Source organism: Salmonella sp. NW1250 (assembly GCF_051812965.1).
Classification (GTDB): domain Bacteria; phylum Pseudomonadota; class Gammaproteobacteria; order Enterobacterales; family Enterobacteriaceae; genus Salmonella; species Salmonella enterica.
This window is the reverse complement of sequence record NZ_JAMNDD010000003.1, coordinates 386,500-407,217: the sequence shown is the minus strand read 5'-3', so window position 1 is coordinate 407,217 and position 20,718 is coordinate 386,500. Positions and strand designations below refer to the sequence as shown.

The window sequence follows — 20,718 nt, the reverse complement described above, 5'->3', positions numbered from 1 at the left end:
AAAAGCGGCGAAGGTTTCCCTCTGCCGCTTATGTTTTCTGTGATATCGCCGGATGGCGTCTTACGCCTTATCCGGCCAGGAAGCGATTATTTGCTCTTGATCTCGTACAGCGGCGTTTGACCCGCTACCACGTGACCATCCGCTTTGATGACCAGAGCGCTGAAGTCATCGCTGTTGCTGCAAACAACCGGGCTTATCATGGAACGCGCATTGGCATTCAGGAAGTCCAGATCCAGCTCCAGAACCGGCTGACCCGCCGTGACTTCCGCACCCTCTTCTACCAGACGCTTGAAGCCCTGACCGTTCAGCGCGACGGTATCGATACCCATATGGACAACGATCTCCGCGCCTTTTTCGGTTTCCAGACAGAACGCGTGGTTAGTGTTGAAGATTTTCACGATAGTACCCGCCGCCGGAGAAACCACGGTTTTATCGGTGGGTTTCACCGCCACGCCGTCGCCGACCGCTTTGCTGGCGAAAGCTTCATCCGGTACCTGATCCAGCGCCACTACCTCACCGGTAATCGGAGAGACCAGTTCAGCGATAGTCACCGCATTCGGCACCGCCTGGGGTTTGGCCGCCGGAGCAGGTGTCGCAACGTGAGCCGCATCAGCAGACGCTGCCGCGACCGGCCCCCGCGCCACCACTTTCTTCATTTCATCGCCAATCGATTCCGCTTTCGCGCCGACAATAACCTGAATGGTCTGTTTGTTCAGTTTCACCACGCCGGAAGCGCCGAGGCGTTTGCAGGCCGCATCGTTGACGCGAGCAGAGTCGTTCACGGTCAGGCGCAGACGGGTAATACACGCATCGATCGCTTTCAGGTTGTCCGTACCGCCAACCGCAGCAATATAGCTGGTCGCCAGTTGCGTTAACCCTTCTTCGGTGTTGCTGTTGGCTTCTTCCGTTACCATCTCATCAACTTTATCTTCGCGGCCCGGCGTTTTCAGGTTAAACATACGAATAACCGCGCTGAACAGCAGGAAGTAGATGATAAAGAATACAACGCCCATCACCAGCAACATCCAGACATTATTGCTGGCCGCAGGCAGGTTATACATCAGAACATAGTCGATCGCGCCTGCCGAGAAAGAGAAGCCCGCATGGATACCCAGCAGCGTCGCGACGAACAGGCTGATACCGGTCAAAATGGCGTGCAGGAGGTACAGCAGCGGCGCCAGGAACATAAACAGGAATTCCAGCGGCTCGGTTACGCCGGTCAGAAACGCGGTGATCGCGACAGACAGCAGCATACCGCCCACCATCGGACGACGTTCTTTCGGCGCGGCGAAATACATCGCCAGAGCGGCGCCCGGCAGACCAAACATCATGATCGGGAAGAAGCCGGACATAAACATCCCCGCCGTGCCGTCGCCAGCATAGAAGCGGTTGATGTCGCCGTGGAATACAGTGCCTGCGGCATTGGTGAATTCGCCAATCTGGAACCAGGCGATGGTGTTCAGTACCTGATGCAGACCGGTGGGGATCAGCAGACGGTTGATGAAGCCAAAGATACCGGAACCCAGCGCGCCTGCGGAAACGATCCATTCACCGCCCGCATGGATGCCATGCTGTACCGGCGGCCAGACGTAACCGAAAATAGCGGCCAGCACCAGACAGAAAAAGCCCGTTGCGATCGGTACAAAACGTTTTCCACCGAAGAAACTGAGAAAATCAGGCAGTTTGATACCAGACCAGCGATTATAAACCGCGCCGCCGACCAGACCGGTAATAATCCCCGCCAGCACGCCCATGTTGATTTCCGGGTTAATCGTCACCATCGCTTTGGTCATGACGAAGTAACCCACGGCTCCCGCCAGCGCTGCCGCGCCCGCGCTATCTTTAGACCAACTGGAGGCCACGCCGATAGCGAAAACCAGCGCCAGGTTATCGAAAATAGACCCGCCCGCTTGCGCGATAAACGGCATATTCAGCAAATCTGGTTGGCCGAATCGCAGCAACAACGCTGCCACCGGCAACACGGCGATAGGGAGCTGCAACGCCCTACCCAGCCGCTGGAAAAAACCTAAAATATTCATCTTATTCCCCCTACGAGACGCCGATATGGCTTCTTTGAAGCCGTTTTTTATTGTGCTGCAAACGTTAAAAACGTGATGTTCTGTAATCGAACGGTGAGATCATCTTCTGCAGAGTGTGTGGAAAATTAATTCGCCTCGCAAATTAAACGGGTGTTTTTTGTGATTATAATCACTAAATATCGTAATCACCCCCACCATCCACTGGCTAACACGGAAAACTTATTTTATGATTCAAAAAATCAGGACGGATTGAACACGAACCCTGGATATCCAGGTTACGCTTAATACGATCCGCCAAATTTTGACATTGATTATTGAGGTGAAGAATGAGACTGATCCCCCTGAGTACCGCAGAACAGGTTGGCAAATGGGCCGCTCGCCATATCGTTAACCGTATTAATGCGTTCAAACCGACCGCCGATCGTCCGTTTGTCCTTGGACTGCCTACCGGCGGCACGCCGCTAACGGCGTACAAAGCGCTGGTTGAGATGCACAAAGCGGGCGAGGTCAGCTTTAAGCATGTGGTCACCTTTAATATGGACGAATATGTTGGCCTGCCGAAAGAGCACCCGGAAAGCTACCACAGCTTTATGCATCGTAACTTTTTCGATCACGTTGATATTCCAGCAGAAAACATCAATCTTCTCAACGGTAACGCACCGGATATCGATGCAGAATGCCGTCAATATGAAGAAAAAATTCGTTCTTACGGTAAAATCCATCTGTTTATGGGCGGCGTCGGCAACGACGGTCACATCGCCTTTAACGAACCGGCGTCTTCCCTGGCTTCCCGTACCCGTATCAAAACGTTAACCCATGATACTCGCGTAGCGAACTCCCGCTTCTTTGACGGCGACGTAAACCAGGTGCCGAAATACGCGCTGACGGTAGGCGTAGGCACGCTGCTGGATGCGGAAGAAGTGATGATTCTGGTGCTGGGCCATCAGAAAGCCCAGGCGCTGCAGGCGGCGGTTGAAGGCAACGTCAACCACATGTGGACCATTAGCTGCCTGCAACTCCATCCGAAAGCGGTTGTGGTATGCGATGAGCCTTCCACAATGGAACTTAAAGTTAAAACATTGAAATATTTCAATGAATTAGAAGCAGAGAATATTAAAGGTCTGTAATGTTGTCTCCGCCCCGCCAGTCAATGCGGGGCGGTAAATTTTTGATATCGGGGGTCGGAATGTATGCTTTAACCCAGGGCCGGATCTTTACCGGTCACGAAATTCTTGATGACCATGCGCTTGTTGTCGCTAATGGCCTGATTGACCGCGTTTGTCCGATGGCTGAACTGCCGCCGGGAATAGAACAACGCTCATTGAATGGGGCCATTCTCTCCCCCGGTTTTATTGATGTGCAGCTAAACGGCTGCGGCGGCGTGCAGTTTAACGATACCGCAGAAGCCGTCAGCGTTGAAACGCTGGAAATTATGCAGAAAGCCAATGAAAAATCGGGCTGTACTAACTTTCTGCCAACGCTTATCACTACCAGCGACGAATTGATGAAACAGGGCATTCGCGTCATGCGCGAATACCTGGAAAAACATCCGCACCAGGCGCTGGGTCTCCACCTGGAAGGCCCCTGGCTTAATCTGGTAAAAAAAGGCACCCATAATCCTGATTTCGTGCGTAAACCAGACGCTGCGCTGGTCGATTTCTTATGCGATAATGCCGACGTCATCACCAAAGTTACACTCGCGCCGGAAATGGTGCCTGCTGACGTAATCGCTAAACTGGCGAATGCGGGCATTGTGGTTTCCGCAGGCCACTCCAACGCGACGTTAAAAGAGGCAAAAGCGGGCTTCCGCGCCGGGATTACCTTTGCGACTCACCTGTTTAACGCGATGCCGTACATTACAGGGCGTGAGCCGGGCCTTGCTGGCGCTGTTCTGGACGAAGCGGATATTTATTGCGGCGTTATCGCCGATGGTCTGCATGTCGACTACGCCAACATTCGCAATGCCAAACGCCTTAAAGGCGACAAACTTTGTCTGGTGACAGACGCCACCGCACCGGCGGGGGCCAATATTGAGCAGTTCATTTTCGCAGGTAAAACAATATACTACCGCAATGGACTGTGTGTGGATGAAAACGGTACGTTGAGCGGTTCGTCCTTAACCATGATTGAAGGCGTACGCAACCTGGTCGCGCATTGCGGCATCGCGCTGGATGAAGTGCTGCGCATGGCAACGCTCTATCCGGCTCGCGCTATCGGCGTTGATAAACATCTCGGTAGCATTGCGCCGGGTAAAGTCGCCAACCTGACCGCGTTCACCCACGATTTTAAAATTATCAAGACCATCGTTAATGGTGACGAGGTCGTTGACTTGAGTAAGTGAGAATATGACACCAGGCGGACAAGCTCAGATAGGTAACGTTGATCTCGTAAAACAGCTTAACAGCGCGGCCGTTTACCGCCTGATTGACCAGCATGGTCCTATCTCGCGCATACAAATTGCCGAGCAAAGCCAGCTTGCTCCCGCCAGCGTAACGAAAATTACGCGTCAACTCATTGAACGCGGGCTGATCAAAGAAGTCGATCAGCAGGCCTCTACCGGAGGCCGCCGCGCTATCTCTATCGTCACGGAAACCCGTAACTTCCATGCCATTGGCGTTCGCCTGGGCCGTCATGACACCACTTTAACGCTCTACGATCTGAGCAGTAAAGTGGTCGCTGAGGAGCATTATCCACTACCGGAGCGCACCCAGGAGACGCTGGAACATGCGCTGCTCAACACCATCGCCGTCTTTATTGATAGCTGTCAGCGTAAAATTCGTGAATTGATCGCTATCTCGGTGATCCTGCCAGGGCTTGTCGATCCGGAAAGCGGCGTGATTCGTTACATGCCGCACATTCAGGTTGAAAACTGGGGACTGGTCGAAGCGCTGGAAAAACGGTTTCACGTTACCTGTTTCGTGGGACACGATATCCGTAGCCTGGCGCTGGCGGAACACTACTTCGGCGCCAGTCAGGATTGCGAGGACTCGATTCTGGTGCGCGTTCATCGTGGTACAGGCGCCGGGATTATCTCCAACGGACGCATCTTCATTGGCCGTAACGGCAACGTCGGCGAAATTGGGCATATTCAGGTGGAGCCGTTGGGCGAGCGCTGCCACTGCGGTAATTTCGGCTGTCTGGAAACCATTGCCGCCAATGCGGCGATTGAACAACGGGTGCTGAATTTGCTTAAACAAGGGTATCAAAGCCGTGTTCCGCTTGACGACTGCACGATTAAAACCATCTGTAAGGCGGCAAACCGGGGCGACAGCCTGGCTTCGGAAGTCATTGAGCATGTTGGTCGCCATTTGGGCAAAACGATCGCCATTGCTATCAACCTGTTTAATCCGCAAAAAATCGTCATTGCCGGCGAGATCATTGAAGCCGATAAAGTCCTGTTGCCCGCTATCGAAAGCTGTATCAATACGCAGGCGTTAAAGGCATTTCGCAAAAATTTGCCGGTGGTACGCTCCACGCTGGATCACCGTTCTGCTATCGGCGCATTTGCCTTAGTTAAACGCGCCATGCTCAACGGAACATTGCTGCAACGTTTGCTGGAAAGTTGATGCGCTCTTATAGTATCGGATTATTCACAAATTCCCTGGGTAGTTCATGACCATCAAGAATGTAATCTGCGATATCGACGGCGTGCTGATGCACGACAACGTAGCCGTACCCGGTGCGGCGGAATTTCTGACGGGGATTCTGGAAAAAGGTCTGCCGCTGGTGCTGCTGACCAATTACCCGTCGCAAACCGGCCAGGATCTGGCGAACCGTTTTGCTACCGCTGGCGTTAACGTGCCGGACAGCGTGTTTTATACGTCAGCAATGGCGACAGCCGATTTTCTGCGCCGTCAGGAAGGTAAGAAAGCGTATGTCGTGGGCGAAGGCGCGCTCATTCACGAGCTCTATAAAGCGGGTTTTACCATTACCGATGTGAACCCTGATTTTGTCATCGTTGGAGAAACCCGCTCCTACAACTGGGACATGATGCATAAAGCGGCATTTTTCGTCGCCAATGGCGCGCGCTTTATCGCCACCAACCCGGATACCCACGGTCGCGGCTTTTATCCGGCCTGCGGCGCGCTGTGCGCAGGCATTGAAAAAATTTCCGGCCGGAAGCCGTTTTATGTCGGCAAACCCAGCCCGTGGATCATCCGCGCGGCATTAAACAAAATGCAGGCGCACTCGGAAGAGACCGTTATCGTCGGCGACAACCTGCGCACCGACATTCTGGCGGGGTTCCAGGCCGGTCTGGAGACCATTCTGGTGCTTTCTGGCGTATCAACAATCAATGATATTGACAGTATGCCATTCCGCCCAAGCTGGATTTACCCTTCCGTCGCTGAGATCGACGTTATCTAAACCTGTCCCCTGCCTGATGACGCATAGCTTTCAGGCCTACGGTTCGAACAACATTGTAGGTCTGATAAGCGAAACGCCATCAGGAAAAACATAATTCAATTAATCCACGATAAAACTGAAGATCCATCAATAAATCCGCGCAATATGTAATCATTTTTCACTAATCAACAATGACGATTGCATTTTTCATTTTTCAGACCGTAATCCCCTTGCGCCTTCCACGCCTTTGCGGCATTTTTTAGTCAAGCAAACACAAAAAGTACGATGCAACAGATTAACGGAGAAGGCTATGTGTTCTATTTTCGGCGTATTCGATATCAAAACAGATGCAGCGGAACTGCGTAAAAAAGCCCTTGAACTGTCACGCCTGATGCGCCATCGCGGCCCGGACTGGTCCGGCATCTACGCTTGCGATAACGCGATTCTCGCACATGAACGCTTGTCGATTGTTGATGTTAACGCCGGCGCCCAGCCCCTGTATAACGCCAGGAAAACCCACGTGCTGGCGGTGAACGGTGAAATTTATAACCATCAAACGTTACGCGCAGAGTATGGCGATCGTTACGCGTTCCAGACAGGCTCCGACTGCGAAGTTATCCTCGCGCTATATCAGGAAAAAGGGCCGGATTTCCTTGACGATTTACAGGGGATGTTCGCCTTCGCCCTGTATGACAGCGAAAAAGACGCTTATCTGATTGGTCGTGACCATATCGGTATTATTCCGCTCTATATGGGCTATGACGAATTCGGCAACTTCTACGTAGCGTCAGAAATGAAAGCGCTGACCCCGGTCTGCCGCACCATTAAAGAGTTCCCGGCGGGCAGCTACCTGTGGAGCAAAGACGGCGAAATTCGTCAGTACTATCAGCGCGACTGGTTCGATTACGATGCGGTAAAAGACAACGTTACCGACAAAAATGGGCTGCGCCAGGCGCTGGAAGAATCCGTGAAAAGCCACCTGATGTCCGACGTCCCTTATGGCGTGCTGCTCTCCGGCGGTCTGGACTCGTCGGTTATTTCGGCAATCACCAAAAAATTCGCCGCCCGTCGCGTCGAAGATCAGGAGCGCTCCGAAGCCTGGTGGCCACAGTTGCACTCTTTTGCGGTCGGTCTGGAAGGTTCGCCTGACCTGAAGGCGGCCCAGGAAGTGGCTAACCACCTCGGCACCGTGCACCATGAAATTCACTTCACCGTGCAGGAAGGCCTTGATGCCATTCGTGATGTTATCTACCACATTGAAACCTATGACGTGACCACTATCCGCGCCTCAACGCCGATGTATCTGATGTCGCGTAAGATCAAAGCGATGGGCATCAAAATGGTGCTCTCCGGCGAAGGTTCCGATGAGGTGTTTGGCGGCTACCTGTACTTCCATAAAGCGCCGAACGCCAAAGAGTTACATGAAGAGACGGTCCGTAAGCTACAGGCGCTGCATATGTATGACTGCGCCCGCGCCAACAAAGCGATGTCCGCCTGGGGCGTGGAAGCGCGCGTACCGTTCCTGGATAAAAAATTCCTCGACGTGGCGATGCGTATCAACCCACAGGATAAAATGTGCGGTAACGGCAAGATGGAAAAACACGTGCTGCGCGAGTGCTTCGAGTCTTATCTGCCAGCAAGCGTCGCGTGGCGTCAGAAAGAGCAGTTCTCTGACGGCGTAGGCTACAGCTGGATTGATACGCTGAAAGAGGTGGCGGCGAAACAGATTTCCGATCAACAACTGGAAACCGCCCGCTTCCGCTTTCCATACAACACGCCGTCGTCTAAAGAGGCGTACTTGTACCGGGAAATTTTTGAAGAATTGTTCCCGGTGCCGAGCGCGGCGGAATGCGTACCCGGCGGCCCGTCCGTGGCCTGTTCTTCCGCCAAAGCCATTGAGTGGGATGAAGCATTCAAAACGATGGATGACCCGTCAGGCCGCGCGGTCGGCGTGCATCAGTCGGCGTACCAGTAAATTAACGATGACGAAAGAGCCCTTAGGGGCTCTTTTTTTATAGCAAGCCACTTTCGGAAAAACGATTAATAACCAATAATTGCCGAATATTGCGCCACGCTGTTCGCAACCTAACCAAACAGACACTTTCCGACGTTTTTCGATGAAAAAGAGGTTGACGCTTCAAGGCTCAATACGCATAATGCGCCCCGCAACGCCGATAAGGTAACGCGAAAAAAAGATGGCTACGTAGCTCAGTTGGTTAGAGCACATCACTCATAATGATGGGGTCACAGGTTCGAATCCCGTCGTAGCCACCATCTTTTTTTGCGGGAGTGGCGAAATTGGTAGACGCACCAGATTTAGGTTCTGGCGCCGCAAGGTGTGCGAGTTCAAGTCTCGCCTCCCGCACCATTCACCGATAAGCGTTGTACGGATGGGGTATCGCCAAGCGGTAAGGCACCGGTTTTTGATACCGGCATTCCCTGGTTCGAATCCAGGTACCCCAGCCATATTTCTTCGAGTTTGCGGTTCACCGCGACGGTATTGGGGTATCGCCAAGCGGTAAGGCACCGGTTTTTGATACCGGCATTCCCTGGTTCGAATCCAGGTACCCCAGCCATCGAAGAAATCATCTGGCTACGTAGCTCAGTTGGTTAGAGCACATCACTCATAATGATGGGGTCACAGGTTCGAATCCCGTCGTAGCCACCATATTCAGAACGCGTCGAGGTATTCGACCGGTTCGAAAATAATTTGTTGGGGTATCGCCAAGCGGTAAGGCACCGGATTCTGATTCCGGCATTCCGAGGTTCGAATCCTCGTACCCCAGCCAGTTTTAAAGACGCTCTGCTAATGAGCGCAAGAAGTACGACAATTGGGGTATCGCCAAGCGGTAAGGCACCGGATTCTGATTCCGGCATTCCGAGGTTCGAATCCTCGTACCCCAGCCACCTTTAAAAAGCTCGCTTCGGCGAGCTTTTTGCTTTTCTGCGTTTATAAATTCCGAAAGAGGTTTCCCCCTTAATGCCCTGCTATCAGTAAAACGCTATGATAAAGCCTTACAGGGAGCGTTCGGTAACCTCACAATGAATTACCAGTTTTGTTGGTATCTCTTTTTGCGGCCATTAACATTTTTTATGGTCGTCTTGCTCTGCGCTTTCACCTTCATTGATATCACGGCCAGCGCCGCCTGGTTGATTATTTTGGGTCTGGTTTACCCCGTGGCAGTGTCAATGAGGCTACATATACTGCACCAGAAAAAGGCCGTCATGTTGCGCCAGAATAGTGCGGAATGGATAGTGTATCTGCCAGGGATCCCTGTGCAAGAAAAACAAAGCGCGCTGATTAATGTCGCGTTTTCCTCGAAAACGGCGCTGCGCGGATTCTATATTCGCGCCCTGTCCAGCAAAGTCATTCTTCACATCATCACTTTTTATATTCTGTGGTTTGATGTCCAACATGCAACACTGACGTGGTATCGGATTCTCGCCGCATTAATCACTCTGGCGATTCTTGTAAAATCAATGAGTTCCACATTACTGATGCTACATAAAGTAGTACGTTGCCAATACAACGTATGCATAATTGAAATGGCATCACCTTGGTATGAAATTGATTTCAAAGGGAAATTAGGTTTATGTGCTTTATTTGCAGTAAAGTAAGATGTCAATACGCTTACCCGACCTGCAATTGAGCGTTTTTACAAACCGGGTAAGGCATTCAGCGGGTTACAACCCCAACGCATACTTCAGCGCCTGACGTTTTAGCACGCCTGCGCGCTGCGCCGCCATCAGCCCCATATTGCGTAAAATACGCAGCGGCGGCAGTTCATTGCTGAACCCGGCATAAAACAGATCCATTCCACTTTGCATCATAAAATTATCTGCCATGCGCCGCGTCTGATAGCGTTTCAACACCGAATGGCTGGCCCAGGACTCGCCATAGCTACGGGCACTCGCCAGCACATCAATCAACGCATCAACATCCCGATACCCCAGGTTGACGCCCTGCCCGGCCAGCGGATGAATGGTATGCGCCGCGTCGCCTACCAGCGCCAGCCCCGGTTGTACATACTGCAACGCGTGACGACGGGTTAGCGGAAACGCGCCCGCCGCGACAGGCATCACCGCCCCCAGACGCGCCGGAAAGTGCTGGTTAATTTCCACCTGCAATTGCGTCATCGATAAACTCTGTAGCTGGCGAATACGTGCCGGAGCGTCATACCACACCAGCGACGCCCAATCGTCGAACAGCGGCAAAAAGGCGCGCGGCCCCGTTGGCGTAAACTGCTGCCAGGTGCTGTCGCCTGGCGCATTTTCACACTTGACGGTGATAAGCATACACGACTGCGCATATTGCCAGGCATGAATGCCAATTCCCGCCATTTGCCGAACCTGCGAATTCGCGCCGTCGGCGCCAATCACTAACTTCGGCGTTACCCATTCGCCGTCGGCCAGTTCCAGCGCATAACCATCGTGGCGGCGGTGCAATGCCGCCAGTGAAGCCGGAACGCGCAGCGTCACGCCGGGGTGCGCTTCCAGCGCCTGCCACAGCGCCTGTTGCAGGACGTTGTTCTCTACCATATAGCCTAACAGCGGCAGCTTGAGTTCAGCGGCGTCGAACACCACATGGGCGTTTTCCCACTCCCAGGTCTCCAGTCGCCGATAAGGATGGCTACGCATCCCCTGCACCGCCTCCCACACGCCCAGCCCCTTGAGCAGCGCCACGGATGCCGCGCTAATGGCCGAAATCCGCACGTCAGGCTGGCTGTCAGCCACAAACGGCGCAGGCGCGGCATGTTCTATTACCATCACCGTAAACCCTTGCTGCGCCAGACCCAGCGCCAGCGCGCCGCCGACCATTCCCCCGCCGACAATGGCAATTTCCGTTGGTTGATTTGTCATGGTCATTCATCCTGTTACGTTTTAGACAAGTTTACAGGATTTTTTACCCATTAGGGCTGACGTCAGTCATACTGGTCACAACCGCGCCAAAGCATTACACTATGCGCCCTGCTTTTCAGCCACTATTTCGCAAGAGCAAGTCGATGACTAAAAAACTCCATATTAAAACCTGGGGCTGTCAGATGAACGAGTACGATTCATCGAAGATGGCCGATCTGCTGGACGCCACCCACGGCTATCAACTGACCGACGTGGCGGAAGAGGCGGATGTGCTGCTGTTGAATACCTGCTCAATCCGCGAGAAGGCTCAGGAAAAAGTCTTCCATCAATTAGGTCGCTGGAGACTGTTAAAAGAGAAAAATCCCGATCTGATTATCGGCGTCGGCGGCTGCGTGGCTTCCCAGGAAGGCGAGCACATTCGTCAACGCGCCCATTACGTCGACATTATTTTTGGCCCGCAAACCTTACACCGCCTGCCGGAGATGATTAACTCCGTGCGTGGCGACCGCAGCCCGGTGGTCGATATCAGCTTCCCGGAAATCGAGAAGTTCGACCGTTTGCCGGAACCGCGCGCCGAAGGCCCGACCGCTTTCGTTTCTATCATGGAAGGCTGCAATAAATATTGTACTTACTGCGTGGTACCGTATACCCGCGGTGAAGAAGTCAGCCGTCCCTCAGACGATATCCTGTTCGAAATCGCCCAGTTAGCGGCGCAGGGCGTGCGTGAGGTCAACCTGCTGGGCCAGAACGTTAACGCCTGGCGCGGAGAAAACTACGACGGCACCACCGGCACCTTTGCCGATCTGCTGCGTCTGGTTGCCGCCATCGACGGCATTGACCGTATTCGCTTTACCACCAGCCATCCGATTGAGTTCACCGACGATATTATCGAGGTGTACCGCGATACGCCGGAGCTGGTCAGTTTCCTGCATCTGCCGGTACAGAGCGGTTCCGATCGCGTGTTGAATCTGATGGGGCGCACCCACACTGCGCTGGAATATAAAGCAATCATCCGTAAACTGCGCGCGGCGCGGCCGGACATTCAGATAAGCTCTGACTTTATCGTCGGTTTCCCTGGCGAAACTACCGATGATTTCGAAAAAACCATGAAGCTTATCGCTGACGTCAACTTTGATATGAGCTACAGCTTTATCTTCTCTGCGCGTCCGGGAACGCCGGCTGCCGATATGGTTGATGACGTACCGGAAGAAGAGAAAAAGCAGCGTCTGTATATTCTGCAAGAGCGTATCAATCAGCAGGCGATGGCATGGAGCCGCCGTATGCTCGGCACGACACAGCGCATTCTGGTGGAAGGTACGTCACGTAAAAACATTATGGAACTGTCTGGCCGTACCGAAAACAATCGGGTGGTGAACTTTGAAGGCACGCCGGAGATGATTGGTAAGTTTGTCGATGTGGAAATTACTGACGTCTATCCGAACTCCCTGCGCGGAAAAGTGGTGCGTACCGAAGATGAAATGGGGCTGCGCGTCGCCGAAACGCCGGAGTCCGTCATTGCCCGTACCCGTAAAGAAAATGAGCTGGGCGTAGGATTCTACCAGCCTTAATCCTGCAGGAAAGGCAATAATGCCCGATGGCGCTACGCCTGTCGGGCTTCCTGGTCATGGCCTGTCGCCCGACGGGCCTTGCAATTTTCCCTCTTCATCCCCATCTTCATTGCAATGCTTGCGCCTTTTCCCTATGGCGTGAATAATTTCCTTAGATGCCGGTAAATGTTCAGCGTCCGGCGATACAGATACAAGAGGAACAGTTTGAATATAGACACTCGCGAAATTACCCTTGAGCCCGCAGACAACGCCCGTCTGTTGAGCCTTTGCGGGCCGTTTGATGACAATATTAAACAGCTCGAACGTCGTCTCGGTATTGAAATCAACCGCCGTGACAATCACTTTAAACTGACCGGTCGTCCGATTTGCGTGACCGCGGCGACAGATATTTTGCGAAGTCTGTATGTCGATACCGCACCGATGCGCGGCCAGACTCAGGATATCGAACCGGAACAAATTCATCTGGCGATCAAAGAAGCGCGGGTGCTGGAACAGAGCGCGGAAAGCGTGCCTGACTATGGCAAAGCGATCAATATCAAAACCAAGCGCGGCGTGATTAAACCGCGTACCCCGAACCAGGCGCAGTACATCGCCAATATTCTCGATCATGATATTACCTTTGGCGTCGGCCCGGCGGGTACCGGTAAAACTTATCTTGCGGTCGCCGCTGCGGTAGACGCCCTGGAGCGCCAGGAGATTCGCCGTATTCTACTGACCCGTCCGGCGGTGGAAGCGGGCGAAAAACTCGGCTTTCTGCCAGGCGATTTAAGTCAGAAGGTGGACCCGTACCTGCGTCCGCTGTATGACGCGCTGTTCGAAATGCTCGGCTTTGAAAAAGTCGAGAAGCTGATTGAGCGCAATGTGATTGAAGTCGCGCCGCTGGCCTATATGCGCGGACGCACATTAAACGACGCCTTTATCATTCTGGATGAAAGCCAGAACACCACTATCGAACAGATGAAGATGTTCCTGACGCGTATCGGCTTTAACTCGAAAGCGGTGATCACCGGCGACGTGACGCAGATTGACCTGCCACGCAACACCAAATCCGGCTTGCGTCATGCCATTGAAGTGCTGGCGGAAGTCGATGAAATCAGCTTTAACTTCTTCCACAGCGAAGACGTGGTGCGCCATCCGGTCGTTGCCCGCATTGTTAACGCCTATGAAGCCTGGGAAGAGGCCGAACAAAAACGCAAAGCGGCGTTGGCGGCAGAGCGTAAGCGTGAAGCCCAGGAGCAGGAACAGAAATGAGCCAGGTGATCCTCGATTTACAGTTGGCCTGTGAAAACCACGCGGGCCTGCCGGATGAAGCTCAGTTTCAACGCTGGCTGGACGGCGTTATTCCGCAGTTTCAGGAAGAGGCGGAAGTCACAATCCGTCTGGTGGATGAGGCCGAAAGCCACGACCTTAATTTGACGTACCGCGGGAAAGATAAACCCACTAATGTTCTCTCCTTCCCGTTTGAAGCGCCCCCCGGCATTGAAATGCCGCTACTGGGCGATCTGATTATTTGCCGTCAGGTCGTAGAGCAGGAAGCGCAAGAACAGAGCAAGCCGCTGGAGGCGCACTGGGCGCACATGGTCGTGCACGGTAGCCTGCATTTGCTGGGTTACGATCATATCGACGATGACGAAGCGGAAGAGATGGAGTCTCTCGAAACGGAGATTATGCTTGCTATGGGCTATGAGGATCCGTACATTGCCGAGAAGATTGCAGAATAGTAGCTTGCCGGATGGCGGCGCTTGCGCCTTATCCGGCCTACATTCATGCCTTTTGTAGCCCTGATAAGCGTAGCGCCATCAGGCAAAACATGCCGTCACAGCTGAGTATACGCATGACGAGCTTTGTATTAACTAACATGAGAACCCATACGACGCCATGAGCGACGACAATTCACACAGTAGTGACACAGTAAACAGTAAAAAGGGATTTTTTTCCCTGCTACTCAGCCAGCTTTTCCACGGGGAACCTAAAAACCGTGATGAGTTGCTGGCGCTGATCCGTGATTCCGGGCAGAACGAGCTTATCGATGAAGATACGCGCGATATGCTCGAAGGCGTAATGGACATCGCCGACCAGCGCGTTCGCGATATTATGATCCCGCGCTCCCAGATGATTACCCTGAAACGCAACCAGACGCTGGACGAATGTCTCGATGTTATCATCGAGTCCGCCCACTCGCGTTTTCCGGTGATCAGCGAAGATAAAGATCACATTGAAGGGATTCTGATGGCCAAAGATTTGCTGCCGTTTATGCGCAGCGATGCCGAAGCCTTCAGCATGGACAAAGTGTTACGCCCCGCGGTTGTCGTACCGGAAAGCAAACGGGTTGACCGTATGCTCAAGGAATTCCGCTCCCAGCGCTACCATATGGCGATCGTTATCGATGAGTTTGGCGGCGTTTCCGGCCTTGTGACTATCGAAGACATCCTCGAACTGATTGTCGGTGAAATTGAAGATGAGTATGACGAAGAAGACGATATCGACTTCCGTCAGCTTAGCCGCCATACCTGGACGATTCGCGCGCTGGCGTCGATTGAAGACTTCAATGACGCTTTCGGCACCCACTTCAGCGATGAAGAAGTTGATACCATCGGCGGACTGGTGATGCAGGCGTTCGGCCATTTACCGGCCCGCGGCGAAACCATTGACATTGATGGTTACCAGTTCAAAGTGGCGATGGCCGATAGTCGTCGTATTATTCAGGTGCATGTCAGGATCCCGGATGACTCGCCCCAGCCAAAACTGGACGAATAACAGCAATAGTGGACTAAAAATGGCATTTGCCTCGTTAATTGAACGCCAGCGTATTCGCCTGCTGCTGGCGTTATTATTCGGCGCCTGCGGAACACTGGCTTTCTCTCCGTATGACGTCTGGCCCGCAGCGATAGTGTCGCTTATCGGGCTGCAGGCCTTAATGTTTAATCGCCGCCCGCTCCAGTCTGCCGCTATCGGCTATTGCTGGGGACTCGGACTTTTCGGTAGCGGGATTAACTGGGTTTATGTCAGTATCGCGCAGTTTGGCGGCATGCCGGGTCCGGTTAACGTTTTTCTGGTGGTGCTGCTTGCAGCTTATCTCTCGCTGTATACCGGACTGTTTGCCGGGATTTTGTCGCGCCTGTGGCCAAAAACCAACTGGCTGCGCGTCGCTATCGCCGCACCTGCAATATGGCAAATCACCGAATTTTTACGCGGCTGGGTGCTGACCGGCTTCCCCTGGCTGCAATTTGGCTATAGTCAGGTCGACGGCCCGCTAAAAGGCCTGGCGCCAGTAATGGGCGTCGAAGCGATCAACTTCCTGCTGATGATGGTCAGCGGCCTGTTAGCGCTGGCACTGGCGACGCGGAACTGGCGTCCGCTGGCTGTCGCCGTGATTCTGTTTGCTTTGCCCTTTCCGCTACGTTATATCCAGTGGTTTACGCTGGAACCGACCAAAGCGACCCAGGTATCGCTGGTGCAGGGCGATATTCCGCAGTCGCTGAAGTGGGACGAAAACCAGCTACTGAATACGCTAAAAATTTATCTCAACGAAACCCGCCCAGAGTTAGGCAAATCACAGATTATTATCTGGCCTGAGTCGGCGATTCCGGATCTCGAAATCAATCAGCAGCCTTTCCTTCGTTCGCTGGACGAGATGTTACGCGAAAAAAATAGCACGCTGATCACCGGTATTGTCGATGCGCGTCTCAATAAACAGAATCGATACGACACCTACAATACGATTATTACGTTAGGCAAGGATAATCCATACAGTTATGACTCGCCCAATCGCTACAATAAAAATCACCTTGTGCCCTTTGGCGAGTTCGTTCCGCTGGAGTCTATCCTGCGTCCACTGGCGCCGTTCTTCGATCTGCCCATGTCCTCCTTTAGCCGCGGCCCTTATATCCAGCCGCAGTTACATGCGCACGACTATAAGCTGACGGCGGCAATCTGTTATGAAATTATTCTTGGCGAACAGGTGCGGGATAACTTCCGCCCGGACACCGACTATCTGCTGACGATTTCTAACGACGCCTGGTTTGGTAAGTCCATTGGCCCGTGGCAACATTTCCAGATGGCGCGGATGCGTTCGCTGGAACTGGCGCGTCCGTTGCTGCGCAGTACTAATAACGGTATTACGGCGGTGATTGGCCCGCAGGGCGAAATTCAGGCGATGATCCCGCAGTTCACACGCCAGGTACTGACCACCAATGTCACGCCAACCACGGGGTTAACTCCCTATGCTCGTACCGGCAACTGGCCGCTATGGGTACTGACCGCGCTGTTTGCTTTTGGCGCGGTAGTGATGAGCCTGAGACAACGACGGAAATAATCTCTCCCCAGGCCGGATAGCGCTTCATTTATCCGGCCTGAAAATTCTCCTTTATCCCCCATTCTGGCACGTCTATTGCTTTGTTAAACATGGCAAACCTGTTCTGGCTGCTTGTGCAACCTGGTCGCACCAAAATCGATCATCGGTAGCACCTGAACGGTGCAATGTAGGATTTTTGCCTCTGAACGGTGCGGCGCACTTCGCAAAAATAAACAATATCGCAGCAAAATATTTACAACAAGCCACACTAAATGTTAACAAACACACATAACACTGCACGCGCAAGTTGCAGGCAATAACAACATCACAATAGCTATCAATGCGTCGACGGCGCAGATGATAAAGGAGTTGGATATGCAATTACGTAAGCTAACCACAGCAATGCTGGTCATGGGACTGTCTGCGGGCCTTGCGCACGCAGAAGATGGCGCGCCTGCCGCTGGTAGCACCCTGGACAAGATCGCTAAAAATGGCGTGATCGTCGTCGGGCATCGCGAATCTTCTGTGCCCTTTTCTTATTACGACAACCAGCAGAAAGTGGTCGGCTATTCCCAGGACTACTCCAACGCCATTGTGGAAGCGGTAAAAAAGAAACTTAACAAGCCCGATCTGCAGGTGAAGCTGATCCCGATCACCTCGCAAAACCGTATTCCGCTGTTGCAAAACGGAACCTTCGATTTTGAATGTGGTTCAACGACTAACAACCTTGAGCGCCAGAAACAGGCCGCCTTCTCCGATACGATTTTCGTCGTCGGGACGCGACTGCTGACTAAAAAAGGCGGCGATATTAAAGATTTCCCGGATCTGAAAGGCAAAGCGGTCGTCGTCACCTCCGGGACGACCTCTGAAATTCTGCTGCATAAGCTTAACGAAGAGCAAAAGATGGGGATGCGTATTATTAGCGCGAAAGACCACGGTGACTCGTTCCGCACCCTGGAAAGCGGTCGCGCCGTCGCCTTTATGATGGATGACGCGCTGCTGGCCGGCGAGCGCGCCAAAGCCAAGAAACCGGATAACTGGGAGATTGTCGGTAAACCGCAGTCCCAGGAGGCTTACGGCTGTATGCTGCGTAAAAACGACCCTGAGTTTAAAAAGCTGATGGACGATACCATCGCCCAGGCGCAAACCTCCGGCGAAGCGGAAAAGTGGTTTGATAAGTGGTTTAAAAATCCGATCCCACCGAAAAACCTGAACATGAATTTCGAGTTGTCTGACGAGATGAAAGCCCTGTTCAAAGCACCGAATGATAAAGCGCTTAACTAACTAAAACTAAATGGGACGGGACTCCTGTCCTCTCGATTGTCGCTCAGCACGGACAGACTATAAGCCTGATGGTCGTTCCCCATCGGGCCTGAAGCCGCAAATCGCCGGGCAACAATCTTCGAGGGTAGCGCTGCTACCCTTTTTTTTCGGAGTAGATGTATGTCAATAGACTGGAACTGGGGTATTTTTTTACAGGAAGCCCCCTTCGGCAATACCACCTATCTCGGCTGGCTATGGAGTGGTTTTCAGGTCACCGTAGCCCTTTCGATTACCGCCTGGATTATCGCTTTCCTGGTAGGATCTATTTTCGGCATTTTACGTACCGTTCCCAACCGTTTCCTCTCCGGACTGGGCACATTGTACGTAGAACTGTTCCGTAACGTGCCGCTGATCGTGCAATTCTTCACCTGGTACCTGGTGGTGCCTGAACTGTTGCCGGAAGATCTTGGCATGTGGTTTAAGGCGGAACTCGATCCCAATATTCAGTTTTTCCTCTCCTCAATGATCTGTCTGGGACTGTTTACCGCCGCCCGCGTTTGCGAACAGGTGCGCGCCGCGATTCAGTCTCTGCCTCGCGGGCAGAAGAACGCGGCGCTGGCGATGGGGCTAACGCTGCCGCAGGCTTATCGCTATGTCCTGCTGCCGAATGCCTATCGCGTTATCGTGCCGCCAATGACGTCAGAGATGATGAACCTGGTGAAAAACTCGGCTATTGCCTCAACCATCGGCCTGGTGGATATGGCGGCGCAGGCAGGCAAACTGTTGGATTACTCGGCGCACGCCTGGGAATCCTTCACGGCCATTACGCTGGCCTATGTGCTGATTAACGCCGTTATCATGCTGGTCATGAGCCTGGTTGAACGCAAAGTCCGCCTGCCGGGCAACGTGGGGAGCAAATAATGTACGAATTTGACTGGAGTTCGATTATCCCCTCACTGCCTTACCTGCTGGCCGGGTTGGTCATCACGCTGAAGATCACCGTCACCGCCGTTGTCGTGGGGATAGTCTGGGGAACCATTCTGGCCGTCATGCGCCTCTCAAGCTTTACCCCTATCGCCTGGTTTGCTAAAGCGTATGTTAACGTTTTCCGTTCCATCCCGTTGGTGATGGTGCTGCTGTGGTTTTATCTGATTGTACCCGGCTTTCTGCAAAACGTGCTGGGACTATCGCCGAAAACCGATATCCGCCTGATCTCCGCGATGGTGGCATTCTCTATGTTTGAAGCGGCCTACTATTCCGAGATTATTCGCGCCGGTATTCAAAGTATTTCCCGCGGGCAGTCCAGCGCCGCGCTGGCGTTGGGGATGACCCACTGGCAATCGATGAAGCTCATTATTCTGCCGCAGGCGTTTCGGGCGATGGTGCCGCTGTTGCTTACGCAGGGTATCGTGCTATTTCAGGACACCTCTTTAGTTTATGTACTCAGCCTGGCGGACTTCTTCCGCACCGCGTCGACTATCGGCGAGCGTGACGGTACTCAGGTCGAAATGATTCTGTTCGCCGGCGCCGTTTATTTTGTTATCAGCCTGAGCGCGTCGTTGCTGGTCAGCTATTTGAAGAAAAGGACAGTTTAATGATTACCCTGAAAAATGTTTCAAAATGGTATGGTCACTTTCAGGTGCTGACCGATTGTTCAACAGAAGTGAAAAAAGGTGAGGTGGTGGTAGTCTGCGGGCCATCGGGTTCCGGTAAATCCACGCTGATTAAGACCGTCAATGGTCTGGAACCGGTGCAAAAAGGCGAAATTACCGTTAACGGCATTATTGTGAACGACAAAAAAACCGATCTGGCGAAACTGCGTTCCCGCGTGGGCATGGTATTCCAGCACTTCGAGCTGTTTCCCCACCTGTCGATCATCGAAAACCTGACGCTGGCGCAGGTGAAAGTGCTGAAACGCGATAAGGCCGCCGCCCGCGATAAAGGCCTGAAGCTGCTGGAGCGCGTTGGCCTGTCTGCACATGCCAACAAGTTCCCGGCGCAGCTTTCCGGCGGTCAGCAGCAACGCGTGGCGATCGCCCGCGCGCTATGTATGGACCCCATTGCCATGTTATTCGATGAACCGACTTCCGCGCTCGATCCGGAAATGATCAACGAGGTACTGGACGTGATGGTCGAACTGGCGAACGAAGGGATGACCATGATGGTGGTGACGCACGAAATGGGCTTTGCCCGTAAAGTGGCTAACCGGGTGATCTTTATGGATGAAGGTAAAATCGTCGAAGATTCGCCAAAAGAGGAGTTCTTCGCTAACCCCAGTTCCGATCGCGCAAAAGACTTCCTTGCGAAAATCCTGCACTAATCTTCCCGGCGCGCATGTCAGAGTGCGCGC

General features: G+C 53.1%; 17 protein-coding genes and 7 tRNA genes. 22 read left to right on the top strand and 2 right to left on the bottom strand.

Annotated features, from left to right (window positions below; translation table 11 throughout):
* Positions 1-86: 86 nt before the first annotated feature.
* Positions 87-2,039 carry a PTS N-acetyl glucosamine transporter subunit IIABC gene (nagE, locus tag NBA72_RS07535; RefSeq protein ID WP_001023069.1) on the bottom strand — a complete coding sequence of 651 codons (1,953 nt, stop codon included), beginning with the start codon at positions 2,037-2,039 and terminating at the stop codon, positions 87-89.
* A 326-nt stretch (positions 2,040-2,365) separates the two neighbouring features.
* On the opposite strand from nagE, the gene nagB reads away from it, so the two are divergent.
* The 13 genes from nagB (at position 2,366) to NBA72_RS07470 (ending at position 10,001) form a co-directional block, all read left to right on the top strand.
* Positions 2,366-3,166 carry a glucosamine-6-phosphate deaminase gene (nagB, locus tag NBA72_RS07530; RefSeq protein ID WP_001237059.1) on the top strand — a complete coding sequence of 267 codons (801 nt, stop codon included), beginning with the start codon at positions 2,366-2,368 and terminating at the stop codon, positions 3,164-3,166.
* A gap of 59 nt (positions 3,167-3,225) precedes the next feature.
* On the top strand, positions 3,226-4,380 hold the full coding sequence (gene nagA, locus NBA72_RS07525) for an N-acetylglucosamine-6-phosphate deacetylase (RefSeq protein ID WP_000271186.1): 1,155 nt from the start codon (positions 3,226-3,228) through the stop codon (positions 4,378-4,380).
* Positions 4,381-4,384: 4 nt separating this feature from the next.
* On the top strand, positions 4,385-5,605 hold the full coding sequence (gene nagC, locus NBA72_RS07520) for a DNA-binding transcriptional regulator NagC (protein WP_000187578.1): 1,221 nt from the start codon (positions 4,385-4,387) through the stop codon (positions 5,603-5,605).
* A gap of 46 nt (positions 5,606-5,651) precedes the next feature.
* Positions 5,652-6,404: a ribonucleotide monophosphatase NagD gene (gene nagD / locus NBA72_RS07515; RefSeq protein ID WP_000153143.1), complete on the top strand. Its 753-nt coding sequence runs from the start codon at positions 5,652-5,654 to the stop codon at positions 6,402-6,404.
* 289 nt (positions 6,405-6,693) lie between these two features.
* Positions 6,694-8,358 carry an asparagine synthase B gene (asnB, locus tag NBA72_RS07510; protein ID WP_042948016.1) on the top strand — a complete coding sequence of 555 codons (1,665 nt, stop codon included), beginning with the start codon at positions 6,694-6,696 and terminating at the stop codon, positions 8,356-8,358.
* A gap of 222 nt (positions 8,359-8,580) precedes the next feature.
* Positions 8,581-8,657, top strand: a tRNA-Met gene (locus NBA72_RS07505).
* A 9-nt stretch (positions 8,658-8,666) separates the two neighbouring features.
* Positions 8,667-8,751 (top strand) — tRNA-Leu (locus NBA72_RS07500).
* A 23-nt stretch (positions 8,752-8,774) separates the two neighbouring features.
* Positions 8,775-8,849: transfer RNA gene (locus NBA72_RS07495), tRNA-Gln, on the top strand.
* A gap of 35 nt (positions 8,850-8,884) precedes the next feature.
* A tRNA-Gln gene (locus NBA72_RS07490) sits at positions 8,885-8,959 on the top strand.
* Positions 8,960-8,974: 15 nt separating this feature from the next.
* Positions 8,975-9,051: transfer RNA gene (locus NBA72_RS07485), tRNA-Met, on the top strand.
* Positions 9,052-9,097: 46 nt separating this feature from the next.
* A tRNA-Gln gene (locus NBA72_RS07480) sits at positions 9,098-9,172 on the top strand.
* Positions 9,173-9,215: 43 nt separating this feature from the next.
* Positions 9,216-9,290 (top strand) — tRNA-Gln (locus tag NBA72_RS07475).
* Positions 9,291-9,425: 135 nt separating this feature from the next.
* A complete protein-coding gene (locus tag NBA72_RS07470; RefSeq protein WP_042948017.1) occupies positions 9,426-10,001 on the top strand; it encodes a hypothetical protein in 576 nt (191 codons plus the stop codon).
* Positions 10,002-10,067: 66 nt separating this feature from the next.
* On the opposite strand, the gene ubiF is transcribed toward NBA72_RS07470, so the two are convergent.
* Positions 10,068-11,243 (bottom strand): 3-demethoxyubiquinol 3-hydroxylase, encoded by a 1,176-nt coding sequence (gene ubiF, locus NBA72_RS07465; RefSeq protein ID WP_000184627.1) that lies wholly within the window; start codon positions 11,241-11,243, stop codon positions 10,068-10,070.
* 143 nt (positions 11,244-11,386) lie between these two features.
* On the opposite strand from ubiF, the gene miaB reads away from it, so the two are divergent.
* The 9 genes from miaB to gltL all read left to right on the top strand — a co-directional run bounded on the left by miaB (position 11,387) and on the right by gltL (position 20,688).
* Positions 11,387-12,811 carry a tRNA (N6-isopentenyl adenosine(37)-C2)-methylthiotransferase MiaB gene (gene miaB, locus NBA72_RS07460; protein WP_001519200.1) on the top strand — a complete coding sequence of 475 codons (1,425 nt, stop codon included), beginning with the start codon at positions 11,387-11,389 and terminating at the stop codon, positions 12,809-12,811.
* Between the two features lie 204 nt (positions 12,812-13,015).
* On the top strand, positions 13,016-14,062 hold the full coding sequence (locus tag NBA72_RS07455) for a PhoH family protein (RefSeq protein WP_001018045.1): 1,047 nt from the start codon (positions 13,016-13,018) through the stop codon (positions 14,060-14,062).
* The gene (ybeY, locus tag NBA72_RS07450; RefSeq protein ID WP_000084477.1) at positions 14,059-14,532 is read left to right on the top strand and encodes an rRNA maturation RNase YbeY; all 474 of its coding nucleotides are present in this window, start codon (positions 14,059-14,061) and stop codon (positions 14,530-14,532) included. Before NBA72_RS07455 ends, ybeY begins: the two co-directional genes overlap by 4 nt.
* A 157-nt stretch (positions 14,533-14,689) precedes the next feature.
* A complete protein-coding gene (gene corC, locus NBA72_RS07445; protein ID WP_001278612.1) occupies positions 14,690-15,568 on the top strand; it encodes a CNNM family magnesium/cobalt transport protein CorC in 879 nt (292 codons plus the stop codon).
* Positions 15,569-15,587: 19 nt separating this feature from the next.
* Entirely contained in the window at positions 15,588-17,126 is a 1,539-nt protein-coding gene (gene lnt, locus NBA72_RS07440) for an apolipoprotein N-acyltransferase (protein WP_042948247.1), read from the top strand.
* A 354-nt stretch (positions 17,127-17,480) separates the two neighbouring features.
* Complete coding sequence (locus NBA72_RS07435; protein ID WP_001518176.1) at positions 17,481-18,389, top strand: amino acid ABC transporter substrate-binding protein; 909 nt, start codon at positions 17,481-17,483, stop codon at positions 18,387-18,389.
* A 159-nt stretch (positions 18,390-18,548) separates the two neighbouring features.
* Entirely contained in the window at positions 18,549-19,289 is a 741-nt protein-coding gene (gene gltJ, locus NBA72_RS07430; RefSeq protein ID WP_000020930.1) for a glutamate/aspartate ABC transporter permease GltJ, read from the top strand.
* Complete coding sequence (gltK, locus tag NBA72_RS07425) at positions 19,289-19,963, top strand: glutamate/aspartate ABC transporter permease GltK (RefSeq protein ID WP_000272802.1); 675 nt, start codon at positions 19,289-19,291, stop codon at positions 19,961-19,963. The genes gltJ and gltK overlap by 1 nt, the downstream gene beginning before the upstream one ends.
* Positions 19,963-20,688 carry a glutamate/aspartate ABC transporter ATP-binding protein GltL gene (gene gltL / locus NBA72_RS07420; protein WP_000631369.1) on the top strand — a complete coding sequence of 242 codons (726 nt, stop codon included), beginning with the start codon at positions 19,963-19,965 and terminating at the stop codon, positions 20,686-20,688. The genes gltK and gltL overlap by 1 nt, the downstream gene beginning before the upstream one ends.
* The last annotated feature ends 30 nt before the right edge of the window (positions 20,689-20,718 follow it).

What these genes read in the sequence shown, in the direction of transcription:
- nagE (WP_001023069.1), bottom strand. Translation starts at nt 2,039, where the DNA reads ATGAATATTTTAGGTTTTTTCCAGCGGCTGGGTAGGGCGTTGCAGCTC.
- nagB (WP_001237059.1), top strand. Translation starts at nt 2,366, where the DNA reads ATGAGACTGATCCCCCTGAGTACCGCAGAACAGGTTGGCAAATGGGCC.
- nagA (WP_000271186.1), top strand. Translation starts at nt 3,226, where the DNA reads ATGTATGCTTTAACCCAGGGCCGGATCTTTACCGGTCACGAAATTCTT.
- nagC (WP_000187578.1), top strand. Translation starts at nt 4,385, where the DNA reads ATGACACCAGGCGGACAAGCTCAGATAGGTAACGTTGATCTCGTAAAA.
- nagD (WP_000153143.1), top strand. Translation starts at nt 5,652, where the DNA reads ATGACCATCAAGAATGTAATCTGCGATATCGACGGCGTGCTGATGCAC.
- asnB (WP_042948016.1), top strand. Translation starts at nt 6,694, where the DNA reads ATGTGTTCTATTTTCGGCGTATTCGATATCAAAACAGATGCAGCGGAA.
- NBA72_RS07470 (WP_042948017.1), top strand. Translation starts at nt 9,426, where the DNA reads ATGAATTACCAGTTTTGTTGGTATCTCTTTTTGCGGCCATTAACATTT.
- ubiF (WP_000184627.1), bottom strand. Translation starts at nt 11,243, where the DNA reads ATGACAAATCAACCAACGGAAATTGCCATTGTCGGCGGGGGAATGGTC.
- miaB (WP_001519200.1), top strand. Translation starts at nt 11,387, where the DNA reads ATGACTAAAAAACTCCATATTAAAACCTGGGGCTGTCAGATGAACGAG.
- ybeY (WP_000084477.1), top strand. Translation starts at nt 14,059, where the DNA reads ATGAGCCAGGTGATCCTCGATTTACAGTTGGCCTGTGAAAACCACGCG.
- corC (WP_001278612.1), top strand. Translation starts at nt 14,690, where the DNA reads ATGAGCGACGACAATTCACACAGTAGTGACACAGTAAACAGTAAAAAG.
- lnt (WP_042948247.1), top strand. Translation starts at nt 15,588, where the DNA reads ATGGCATTTGCCTCGTTAATTGAACGCCAGCGTATTCGCCTGCTGCTG.
- NBA72_RS07435 (WP_001518176.1), top strand. Translation starts at nt 17,481, where the DNA reads ATGCAATTACGTAAGCTAACCACAGCAATGCTGGTCATGGGACTGTCT.
- gltJ (WP_000020930.1), top strand. Translation starts at nt 18,549, where the DNA reads ATGTCAATAGACTGGAACTGGGGTATTTTTTTACAGGAAGCCCCCTTC.
- gltK (WP_000272802.1), top strand. Translation starts at nt 19,289, where the DNA reads ATGTACGAATTTGACTGGAGTTCGATTATCCCCTCACTGCCTTACCTG.
- gltL (WP_000631369.1), top strand. Translation starts at nt 19,963, where the DNA reads ATGATTACCCTGAAAAATGTTTCAAAATGGTATGGTCACTTTCAGGTG.